We start from the raw sequence: 9511 nt of genomic DNA on the forward strand, positions 1-9511 counted from the left end.
GCCGCAACGCCGATGATCGCCGGCAAGGACTCGGCGTCCCCCCCGGGCTCCTACGGGCGCGGTGTGCACAGGCGACTTTCCCGGCGCTGCACCCTGTTTGCTGCGCGACAGCGCGGCGGCGAAGACGCGCAGGCGTCTCCTACACAAGCGTGGTTGCGTGGCAGCCGATTCCCCCGCCCCGCATGCTATCGTTCGCCTTTGCCGCGATGAGCTGCCGGAGCAGTCGATGAAGTTCATACACCAGCGCGAGCACCTCGAGGAAGACGACATCGTCGTCATCCAGTGCTCGCAAACCTGCAACATCCGCCTGATGAACGATGCGAATTTCCGCAGCTTCAAGAACGGCGGTCGCCATACCTACCATGGCGGCGCCTTCGACCGATTCCCGGCGAAGATCGTGGTGCCGAGCAGCGGATTCTGGAACATCACCCTCGATACGGTGACGCGACGAGCCATCAGCGTGACGCGCAAACCGAACCTTACCTACTCGATCAAGGTCATTCGACGGTCCGCCTCGCGCTAACAGGACGTTGAAAAACTACCTGCGTTGGCCATACCGCGTTAAAAACAGCCTGCTAGTGTCCCTGCGAGGCCACGATCCAAGGAGTGGCCTGTGAGCCAGTCGCAACGCCTCTGTTCGATTCAGTTTCCATGCCTCCACGAGCGTTTTCCGGCTTCGACGGGAGTGGCCGTGCATGCCTGACGTCAGGCGCGGAACCTCCCGCGCGCACTTGGGCATGCTGCTCTGGGCGCTGTTCGTCGGGCTGTCGTTTCCGGCGGTGGGCCTGCTCAGCGAAGGGCTGCCGCCGCTGCTGCTGACCGCCCTGCGTTTCACCATCGCCGCGCTGGTCCTTGCACCGCTGGCCTGGCAGCAGAGCGAGGGGCTGCCGGGTTGGCGTACCCTGCTGCTGTATGCGGCGATGGGGCTGTGCCTGGCCGGCTTCTTCGGCACCATGTTCTGGGCGGCGCACCGGGTCAGCGCGTTGTCGATGGCGACGCTGTTCGTCAGCGTCCCGCTGTTGGCCTATTGCCTGGGCCGCGGCCTGGGGGTCGAGCAGCCGGCGGGAAGGTTGCTGGCGATTCTCGCGCTTGGGGCGAGCGGCGCGCTGGGGCTGGCCTGGGCGGAAAACGGCGGCGACTTCGCGGGCATGCAGCTGGGGTTCGGTGAACTGGGCTTCTTCCTCGGCTGCGTGGCATCCGCGCTGTATCCGGTGCTCAGCAAATGGGGGCTGGCGCGTGGAGTGCTGCCTAAACAGGCCGGGCTGCGCACTTTCTGGAGCCTGGTGACAGGCGCCACACTCATCGGCCTGCTGGGGCTGCTGTGGGAAACGCCGCAGACGCTGCTGCGCATGAACCTGCTGGACGTGCTGCTGGTGATCTATCTCGGGGTCTTTTCCAGCGCCATGACCTTCTTCCTCCAGCAGCGCGCGACTGCGGTGCTCACGCCCGGCGCCGTCACTGCCTACAGCTATCTCGTGCCGTTCGTCTCGATGCTGCTGCTGTTCATGACGCAGCCCGGGCGAATCGACTGGAACTGGCTGCCGGGCAGCGCCATGGTGCTGGTCGCCATCGGCCTGCTGCTGCGCCAGGGCAAGCGGCAGCAGGAGGGCTGACAGTCATCTGCGGCTGGGCGAACGTGACGACGCCTCAATGTTCGATCGGCGCATTGCTTTCCGTCGGCGGCGCCAGCCCCAGGGTGCGGTAGATCTCCACCCAGCGCAGGGCCACGTCGGTGCTGGCCTGCACCTGGTCGAGCTGAGTGTCGAACTGGGTACGCTCGGCATCGAGCACTTCGATCAACGATACGGTGCCGGCCTCGTACTGCCGCCGCGCCAGTTCGATGGCATTGGCCGAGGAGCGGACCGCGTTATCCAGCAGGCGCTGGCGTTCCAGGCCCTGAAGATAGGCGGCGATGGCGCTGCGGGTTTCCCGCAGCGCCTGGATCAGCGTCGCCTGGTAGCTCAGCCAGGCTTGTTCGCGCCGCGCATCGCTGGCCTCGATCTCGCCGCGGATGCGGCCGAAGTCGAACAGCGGCTGCAGTACCTGGCCGCCCAGCGACCAGGCCGGTACCGAGACGCCCTGCTCGACACCCACCAGCGCGCCCAGGGTCAATTGCGGGTAGCGCAGCGCCCTGGCCGCATCCAGCGCCTGGTCGGCGGCGCGCATGCGTAGCTCGGCGGCGCGCACGTCGGCCCGGCCGCGCAGGCTGCTGGCGGGCAGCTCGAACAGCGCCAGCAGTTGCTCGTCCTCGGGCTGCTGTGGCAGCCGCGCGTTGTCACCGAGCAGGGCGTCGATCTCCGTCTGCTCGCGGTTGAGCAGGTAGGCCAGGGCATAGCGCGCCGCGGCGGCCTGTTCGCGGGCTCGCGGCACGGCGGCGCGGGTGATGGCGACCTGGGCGTCGAAACGCTCGACGTCGAAGCCGCTGGCGGTGCCCTGGTCGAAGCGGATGCGGGTGATGCGGGCGATTTCCGCCTGGCTGTCGGCGGCGCGCTCGGCGATGCGCTCCTGCTGCAGAGCGAGGCGGTATTGCAGGTAGGTGCTCGCCACTTCGCCGATCAGACTCACGCGCAGCGCCTGGTAGTCCGCCGCGGCGGCCTGCAGCCCGGCGTCGGCGGCGCGGCTCAGGGCGCGCAGGCGGCCGAACAGGTCGAGTTCCCATGCCAGGTCGAGGCCGTAGAAATACGCCTCGTCATGGCCGTCGCCGTTGCGGGCCTTTTCGTGGCGGCCGGTGGCGTAGAGACTGGGCAGCAGCGCGCCGGCCGCCTGGCGCCGGACGGCGCGCTGTTCGCGGATGCGCTGGGCGGCGATGGCCAGGTCGAGGTTGTCTTCCAGGGCGAGGTCGACCAGGCGCTCCAGCGCCGGATCACGAAAGCCCCTCCACCAGTCCAGCGGCAGGCCAGCCAGGGCGATGTCCGTTTCCAGCGGCGCGGGCGCCGGCCGGGCGGCGCAGCCGCCGAGCAGCAGCACGAGGCAGAGCCATGCCAGCAGCGCTCTCATGCCTGCTCTCCCGGCGCTGACGGTTGCGGCTCATGCCGGCGGCGGACGAAATGCCGGTCCATCGTCAGGTAGACCACCGGCGTGGTCAGCAGGGTGAGCAACTGGCTGAACAGCAGCCCGCCGACCACCGCGACGCCCAGCGGCTCGCGCAGTTCGGCGCCGGTGCCGAACGCCAGCATCAGCGGCACCGCGCCGAACATCGCCGCCAGCGTGGTCATCAGGATCGGCCGGAAGCGCGTCAGGCAGGCCTGGTGGATCGCGTCCCGCGGGCTCATGCCGCCACGCTGGGCGTTCAGGGCGAAGTCGACCAGCAGGATGCCGTTCTTCTTGACGATGCCGATCAGCAGGATCAGCCCGATCAGCGCCATGAGCGAGAAGTCCAGCCCCCACAGCCAGAGCAGCAGCAGGGCGCCGATGCCGGCCGAGGGGATGGTCGAGAGGATGGTCAACGGGTGCACGAAGCTTTCGTAAAGCACACCGAGGATGATGTACACCGCCACCAGCGCGGCGAGGATCAGCAGTGGCTGCGACGCCAGGGTCTGCTGGAAGGCCTGGGCCGCGCCGCTGAAGCGCCCGCCGATGCTGGTCGGCATGCCGATGTCCTGTTCGATCTGGCGCAGCACGGCAAGGGCATCGCCGAGGGCCACGCCGGGCGCCAGGTTGAACGCCAGGTTGGCCGACGGCAGCATGCCGCTGTGGTTGATGCTCATCGGCGCCGCCTGCTGCGGCTGCACGCTGACGAAGGCGCCGAGCGGCACCAATTGCCCGGTGATCGGCGAACGCAGCTGGAACAGTTCCAGGCTCTGCACCCGCTGGCGCTGGCTGTGGCTGAGTTCGAGCACCACCTGATACTGGTTGGCGGCGGTCTGGATCTCGTTGATGCGGCGCTGGCCGAAGGCATCGTAGAGGGCGTTGTCCACGTCGCTGGCGGAGAAGCCGTAGCGCGCCGCGGCGTCGCGATCGATGCGCACCGGGGTCACCGAGGCGTCGAACTGCAGGTCGTTGTTGACGTCGCGAAACAGCGGATGATCCTGCAGCCGTTCGGTCAGGCGTGGCGTCCAGACCGCCAGCTCCTCCAGCGAGCGGCTGCGCAATACATACTGGTACTGGGCACGTGAGGCGCGCGAGCCGAGGTTGATGTCCTGTGCCGCGCGCAGGGTCACGCGCAGGTCGGGGATTTCGGCGAACTGCGGGCGCAGGCGATCGATGATCTGCTCGACGCTGGCGGCGCGGTCGTCGGGGTCGCTGAGCACCACGGCCAGGCCGCCGACGCTGTAGCTGCCGTCATTGCCGATGTCGGCGTTGAAGGCGATCACATCGGGATCGTTGCGCAGAATCTCCACCACCTGCCGGCTCTTGGCCCGCATCGCCTCATAGGAGATGTCCGCCGAGGCCTGCACGGTGCCGTTCATGAAACCGGTGTCCTGCAGCGGGAAGAAACCCTTGGGCATCAGGACGAAGCCGCCCACGCTGATCACGATGCAGGAGAAGAAGCCGCTCAGGGTGATGCGTGGATGATCCAGCGCCCACACCAGCGCGCGTTCGTAGTGGCGCATCACCCAGCCCATCACCGGGCCATGCCCGGTGTGTGCCGGCAGCGGCTGCATGAACAGCGCGGCCAGCGCCGGCGCCAGGGTCAGGCAGACCACCACGGAAATCAGGATGGCCGAGGTGGCCGCCAGGGCGAACTCGCGGAACAACCGGCCGACGTAACCGCTCATGAAGAACAACGGGATGAACGCCGCCACCAGCGACGCGGTGATCGAGACCACGGTGAAGCCGATCTCGCGGATGCCGTCGAGCGCCGCCTGCACCCGGCCGACGCCGCGCTCCAGGTGGCGGTGAATGTTCTCCACCACGACGATGGCGTCGTCGACGATGAAGCCCACCGCAATGATGATCGCCACCAGGGTCAGGTTGTTCAACGACAGGCCCAGCAGGTACATCGCCGCACAGGCGCCGATCACCGAGGTGGCGAGCACTGCGAACACGACCAGGGTCGCCGACCACTGGCGCAGGAACAGCGCCATGATGCCGATCACCAGCGCCACCGCGATCGCCAGGGTCAGCTCGGCTTCGTGCAGCGACGCGCGGATGGTGCGGGTGCGGTCGTTGAGCACCTCCACCCGCAAGTCGGCCGGCAGTCCCGCGGTCAGCTCGGGCAGGGCGGAGGTCACCGCCTCGGCGGTGGCGACGATGTTGGCGCCGGGCTGGCGGCGGACCACCACCGCGACGCCGGTCTCGCCGTTGGGCGTGGCCTGGGTGTAGGCGTTCTCCGCGCTCAGGCTCACGCTTGCCACATCGCCGAGGCGCACCGGCGCGCCATTGCGATAGGCGACGACCAGGTCGGCGTAGTCGCCTGGTTCGAACAACTGGCCGTTGCTGTCCAGGATGGACAGCCGGTACTGGCCGACCAGCGCCCCGGTGGGGCGGTTGCCGCTGGAGCGCTGCACCGCGTCGCGCACGTCGGCCAGGGTGATGCCGGCGGCCACCAATTGCTCGGGGCGTGCCTGGATGCGGATCGCTGGACGCTGCAGACCGTTGAGACGGATCATCCCGACGCCTTCGATCTGGCTCAGCTGGCGGGCAATGGCGGACTCGGCGAGGTCGCTGACCTCGTAGGGCGACAGCGTCGGCGAGGTGACCGCGAGGATGATGATCGGCGTGTCCGCCGGGTTGATCTTGCGCCACACCGGCAATTCCGGCAGGTCGGCCGGCAGCCGCGAGGAGGCGGCATTGATCGCCGCCTGGACTTCCTGGGCAGCGGCGTCGATGTCCTTGTCCAGGTTGAATTGCAGGATCAGTTCGACCCGACCGAGCGAACTGGTGGAGGTCATTTCGTCGACGCCGGGAATCGCGCTGAACTGTACCTCCAGCGGCGTGGCCACCGACGAAGCCATGGTCTCCGCGCTGGCCCCGGGCATCTGCGCGGTGATCTCGATGGTCGGTGCGTCCACCTCGGGCAATGGCGCTACCGGCAGGCGGGCGAAGCCGATCACCCCGCAGAGGATCAGGGCCAGCGCCAGCAGCACGATGCCGATGGGATGGCCGATGCACAACGCATAGAAGCCGCGCGCCGGCATCAGGCGTCTCCCGGCGGCACGGCTGGCAGCTCCGCGGGCCTGACCGCCACGCCGGCGCGCAGCCGCGACTGCCCGTCGGTTACCACCCGGTCGCCGGCTTCGATGCCCTCGACCACCGCCAGCGTTTCGGTCTCATGCAGCACCTTCACCGGTGTCGGCATGGCCTTGTCGGCCTCGACTCGCCAGACGAAGGTGCCCTCGGCGCTCTGCCGGATCGCCTCCAGCGGCACCACCAGCACCTGCGGCAGCACCCGCGACTGCAAGGTCACCACCACCGACTGATCCGGCCACAGGCGTTCGTCGCCATTGTCGAACAGCGCCTTGACGCGGATGGTGCCGGTGTCCAGGGCGACACGGTTGTCGATCAGGGCCAGACGCCCGTTGGCGATCGCCTCGCCGCCATCCTCGCGGTAGGCCACCACCGCTGCCTCGGGCTCGCTCGCGAGCATGCGCTGCAGGTCGGGCAGGCGGCTCTGCGGCAGGGTCGCCTCGACGTGGATCGGGTCGGTCTGCACCACCGAGAACAGGCCGAGGGCATCGCTGCTTCTGACCAGGGCCCCCTCGTCGACGTTGCGGATACCCACGCGACCATCGGCGGGCGAATGAATACGGGTATGGGACAGCTGTACCTGCGCCGCCGCCACGGCTGCCTCGCGGGTACCGAGGGTGGCTTGCAGGCGCGTCACCAAGGCTTCCTGCTGGTCCAGCGTCTGCGCCGGCGCGGCGCGCTCGCGAACCAGGTTGCGGTAGCGCTGCAGGTCGAGCCGGGCGATGTTCAGCTCGGCGCGGGTGACGTCGCGCTCGGCCTCGGCCTGGCGCAGTGCGGCGGCGATGCTGCGGTCGTCGATGCGCGCCAGCAGGTCGCCCTTGCGCACACGCTGGCCCTCGGCCACGGGCAGTTCGACCAGGATGCCGTCGACCTGCGGGCGGACCTCGATGCTGCGTAGCGCCCGCACCCGGCCCAGGCTGCGCAGCAGCACCGGTACGTCACGCCGCTCGACCGCGTGCATGACCACCGGCACGGCGCTCGGCGCGCTGTCGGATAGCGGCTCGGGCGCGGCCAGCCACCAGTAGGCCACGGCACTCGACAGCAGGAGCAGCACGAGCAACGACAATGTTCGAAGCAGGGGCATATCGTTCCTTGATGGCATTAGGGTCTGTTGCCGTTCGTTCGCGGTCGCGCCGGAGCGTTACCGGAACCGTGCCGTTGTAACGGATTTCGCCCTCGATTTCTTCCTTTATGTACGGAACTTACTCGCGGATGCGTTGCAAAGGCTTTCAGCCGTTGCCGCTCTCAGGCGGAACTCATGGCTTGCGCCCGCCGAGGGAGAAGGCGATGCCGATGGCCAGGCCTAGGCCGATGCCCATCGCGATGTCGTCCAGCGCCATGCCGATGATGACGCCGAGCGCCAGGCCAACGCCGACTTGCAGTGGCCGGCTCTTGCGCTTGGGCATGGGGCCTCCTTTGAATGGTGTCTCAGTCCAACCATTGCGGATTCCAGACAGCTTCCCAGAGGTGACCATCGGGGTCCTGGAAGTAGCCGGAGTAGCCGCCCCAGAACGTCTCATGCGCCGGCTTGACGATGACGGCACCCGCAGCAATTGCTTTTGCCATGACGGCATCCACCTCCGCCTTGGTCGCGACATTATGGCCCAGCGTCATTTCAGTCGGGTTGGCAGGGCCTGGCGAAAGCCCGGTGTCATGGCCAATGCTCGTGCGCGGCCACAGGGCCAGGCGCAGCCCGGGCTGAAGCGGGATGAACGCAACCGCGCCATACTCGAACGCCTCGCCGATGATGCCTTCGCAAGGAAAACCCAGGCCATCGCGGTAGAAGCGCAATGACACTTCGAGGTCGTCGACGCCGAGCGTTATGACAGTGACCCGTGGCTTCATGTGCTCTGTTCTCCTGAGCTGTGAGTTCGAATGGACCTGTCAGCCGACAGCTCGACGCAATGCCTCGATTTCTTGAATGAACTGCTCCTTGTCACGCGGCGAGATCATGACTGTCGAGCTGCCGCCAGCCCCGCCCAAGGCCACTCCCGATCACCGCAAGACTATTTCGCCATATCACATCAAATAAGCTTGATTAAACTAACCAGGCTGTAACCTTGCCGGCGACCCAAATCAAAACAAATATGAAAAGAAGGCCCGATACACTCCATCATAAAGCCACCGCAAAATTAGACGAGATCGAGCTTCACTACTACCCCAAGCCCGAGCATTACAAGTAGAAGCCCACAGCCAGACAAATACAGAATAACCAGTTCGTGCTTAAGGTAAGCCGGAAAATCTTGTAAGTCTTCCGCGCTTAGTTTGCCCCGTTTCAAATAAAAACCTGCAAAGGAAATAAACCCAGAAATCCCGCCTATAAACATCAGCTTACCCCACGGACCACCGTGTCTTAAAGGGCTAATAGCCATAATGCCTGTGCAGTTTTTCAAATATCGCAGCATTTCGTCCGCCTTCGTGCAGGCCATATACAGTGCAGTTCCAATCCAAACTAACAGACCTCCAAAATCGATCAGACCGATGCAAAGAAATATTTTGTCAGTCGTAGTTAAACTCATTTAATGGCCTCGTGAATCTTTTCTCCTATTGCCTCTCCGGTCATATTGCCGACAGTCCCAGCAGTTAACGATATGGCTCCGACTACCAAAAGTCCGCATACAAGAGTCCCTACTCCACCAGTAGGTACACCCAGCGCGACACAGACACTGCCCACTGCTGGGGCCGTTAAAATGGCAGCACTTCCTGCGCCACCCACGACACTGCCTGCAAAGCTACCTGTCTCGGTAAATTTCACCTTTTCGCAAGCCTCGGCATTGCCAGCCGTACACACATCCTGCACCTTCATATAAGAAGCCCCGCCGCCAACGGCCGTGCCGATCCAGCCGCCATATCTGATGTATTTCGCAGCCTTGGCCACTCCGTCGATATGCGTGGCATAGCCGGGAATCTGCTCGGGCGCGCCGGCTTTCGTCCAGCGGTGTACGAGGCTGCGGCTGGAAATGCCCAAGGCGCTCTTGAGGTTGGGATGATCGGGTATTCCCGTGCCTTTTCTGGTCAGCGAAGTGAGCTGCGCGTCCAACTGGCTGAACAGGCGCTTGCGCTCGGCAAAGAATTCCGGAGAGCGTAGGTGGCCGTGCCGCTGGAAGGTTCGCTGGTGCAAGGCCTCGATACTGCGTAGCGAGCTGTTTACGCCTTCCAGATGCTTGTAAAACACGGACGTGCCGACACCTACGGAGGTGGCGCCATAGGTGAGAAAGGATTCGATTTCATTCCGGTGCCGGACCATGAAATCGGCCTCTGCAGGTGACAGCGGCTCCAGAGCCGCATTGACCTTGGCCGCCGCGTCCATCAGCAGGGCTTCTTCGCGGGTGCATTGCTGGTTGTCGGGGTCGCTGAGCACGATCATCTGTCCGGCCTTCAC

At 65.7% G+C, this 9511-nt stretch carries 8 protein-coding genes and 1 pseudogene; 2 read left to right on the plus strand and 7 right to left on the minus strand.

Annotation, left to right across the window (positions count from 1 at the left end; translation table 11 throughout):
* Positions 1-226: 226 nt before the first annotated feature.
* Positions 227-523 carry a DUF1883 domain-containing protein gene (locus IN820_RS17435; protein WP_193682192.1) on the plus strand — a complete coding sequence of 99 codons (297 nt, stop codon included), beginning with the start codon at positions 227-229 and terminating at the stop codon, positions 521-523.
* Between the two features lie 172 nt (positions 524-695).
* A complete protein-coding gene (locus tag IN820_RS17440) occupies positions 696-1613 on the plus strand; it encodes a DMT family transporter (protein ID WP_193682193.1) in 918 nt (305 codons plus the stop codon).
* Between the two features lie 34 nt (positions 1614-1647).
* Here the strand turns inward: IN820_RS17440 and IN820_RS17445 are convergent, their stop codons facing one another.
* The 7 genes and pseudogenes from IN820_RS17445 to IN820_RS17475 all read right to left on the minus strand — a co-directional run.
* Positions 1648-2997 carry a TolC family protein gene (locus tag IN820_RS17445; protein ID WP_193682194.1) on the minus strand — a complete coding sequence of 450 codons (1350 nt, stop codon included), beginning with the start codon at positions 2995-2997 and terminating at the stop codon, positions 1648-1650.
* A complete protein-coding gene (locus IN820_RS17450) occupies positions 2994-6080 on the minus strand; it encodes an efflux RND transporter permease subunit (RefSeq protein WP_193682195.1) in 3087 nt (1028 codons plus the stop codon). The genes IN820_RS17445 and IN820_RS17450 overlap by 4 nt, the downstream gene beginning before the upstream one ends.
* The gene (locus IN820_RS17455) at positions 6080-7213 is read right to left on the minus strand and encodes an efflux RND transporter periplasmic adaptor subunit (protein ID WP_193682196.1); all 1134 of its coding nucleotides are present in this window, start codon (positions 7211-7213) and stop codon (positions 6080-6082) included. Before IN820_RS17455 ends, IN820_RS17450 begins: the two co-directional genes overlap by 1 nt.
* 172 nt (positions 7214-7385) lie before the next feature.
* On the minus strand, positions 7386-7535 hold the full coding sequence (locus IN820_RS17460) for a hypothetical protein (RefSeq protein WP_193682197.1): 150 nt from the start codon (positions 7533-7535) through the stop codon (positions 7386-7388).
* Positions 7536-7557: 22 nt separating this feature from the next.
* Positions 7558-7974 carry a VOC family protein gene (locus tag IN820_RS17465; RefSeq protein WP_193682198.1) on the minus strand — a complete coding sequence of 139 codons (417 nt, stop codon included), beginning with the start codon at positions 7972-7974 and terminating at the stop codon, positions 7558-7560.
* Between the two features lie 287 nt (positions 7975-8261).
* A complete protein-coding gene (locus tag IN820_RS17470) occupies positions 8262-8648 on the minus strand; it encodes a hypothetical protein (RefSeq protein ID WP_193682199.1) in 387 nt (128 codons plus the stop codon).
* Positions 8645-9511: pseudogene (locus tag IN820_RS17475) on the minus strand (hypothetical protein); the annotation flags it as partial. The gene IN820_RS17470 and the pseudogene IN820_RS17475, both read right to left, overlap by 4 nt.

The organism is Pseudomonas lopnurensis (genome assembly GCF_015070855.1).
Lineage (GTDB): Bacteria > Pseudomonadota > Gammaproteobacteria > Pseudomonadales > Pseudomonadaceae > Stutzerimonas > Stutzerimonas lopnurensis.

What these genes read in the sequence shown, in the direction of transcription:
- IN820_RS17450 (WP_193682195.1), bottom strand. Translation starts at nt 6,080, where the DNA reads ATGCCGGCGCGCGGCTTCTATGCGTTGTGCATCGGCCATCCCATCGGC.
- IN820_RS17455 (WP_193682196.1), bottom strand. Translation starts at nt 7,213, where the DNA reads ATGCCCCTGCTTCGAACATTGTCGTTGCTCGTGCTGCTCCTGCTGTCG.
- IN820_RS17470 (WP_193682199.1), bottom strand. Translation starts at nt 8,648, where the DNA reads ATGAGTTTAACTACGACTGACAAAATATTTCTTTGCATCGGTCTGATC.
- IN820_RS17440 (WP_193682193.1), top strand. Translation starts at nt 696, where the DNA reads ATGCCTGACGTCAGGCGCGGAACCTCCCGCGCGCACTTGGGCATGCTG.
- IN820_RS17465 (WP_193682198.1), bottom strand. Translation starts at nt 7,974, where the DNA reads ATGAAGCCACGGGTCACTGTCATAACGCTCGGCGTCGACGACCTCGAA.
- IN820_RS17445 (WP_193682194.1), bottom strand. Translation starts at nt 2,997, where the DNA reads ATGAGAGCGCTGCTGGCATGGCTCTGCCTCGTGCTGCTGCTCGGCGGC.
- IN820_RS17460 (WP_193682197.1), bottom strand. Translation starts at nt 7,535, where the DNA reads ATGCCCAAGCGCAAGAGCCGGCCACTGCAAGTCGGCGTTGGCCTGGCG.
- IN820_RS17435 (WP_193682192.1), top strand. Translation starts at nt 227, where the DNA reads ATGAAGTTCATACACCAGCGCGAGCACCTCGAGGAAGACGACATCGTC.